Annotated in this window: 1 pseudogene; it reads right to left on the minus strand. The window is 58.0% G+C overall.

Annotated elements, in window-relative coordinates:
• Positions 1-208, minus strand: a pseudogene (locus NW827_RS07055) (3-deoxy-7-phosphoheptulonate synthase); the annotation flags it as partial.
• Positions 209-845 lie beyond the last annotated feature (637 nt).

The following is an 845-nucleotide window of genomic DNA, read 5'->3' on the forward strand; positions in this document are numbered from 1 at the left end:
CCGCTTCGGGATCGTGGATGGAACAGGGGCCGACAATCACCACCAAGCGATGGAGATCCCGCCCGTGGATGATGTCGCGGATGGCTTGCCGCGTGGAGAGCACCACTTGGGCTGCCGTTTCCGTCAGCGGCAGCTTGGCCTTGACAGCAGCAGGGGCAATCAAGGGAGTCACCTCTTGGATGTTGCAGTTGTCGGTTTGGGGGGGCATAGAACTGTCCTTCATCGTGGGCAAGATTGTGTGCAAGGGATGGGAAGTGAGGGAATGGAGCATCGAGCCATCAAAAAAGCCCTGGCACTGGGCTCAGGGCTTCAGGACTGACTCGGGTAAACCTAGGCTCTATGGTTTACGCGCCACCCTTCCGCCCTGGTCGTTGCCAGGGAAAGCTAAAGTAGCCAAAAAAGGGAGCGCGCCAGGTCATCTTCAGGGGAAGGAACTCGGAATCTGTACGAGATGAGTATAGCGGAAGTATACCCAAAAAGAAACTGGATTTACCAAGACGGGTTCAGGTTCTGGGTCGCTCCCAGGGTTCCCAGGCGCAGCCCAGAGGACGGTTTTCTCCCACCCAGATCAAGAAGCTTGCCCGCTCCGTAGCCATCACTCTGCGACGCTGTTGCAAGCGGGGCGAGGAGAAAAGCTTCAGGGCGGTGAGGGACTTCTTTCCGCTGCCTCAGCCCGACAAGGTCGCAGCGGCGAAAGCCCCGCAAGCCCGGTGGAAATCAAGAAAGTCAGCAGAACTCTGAGCTTCTGTCCTAGGAAACAGTTTTCAGAAGGATCTAGCCCGGACGGCAGCCGCTTCCTGGATTACCTCGTCTCCAGGCTGTAGCCCACTGTGGATCTCCCCCTG

Source organism: Synechococcus sp. H70.1, from assembly GCF_047502705.1.
Lineage (GTDB): Bacteria > Cyanobacteriota > Cyanobacteriia > Thermostichales > Thermostichaceae > Thermostichus.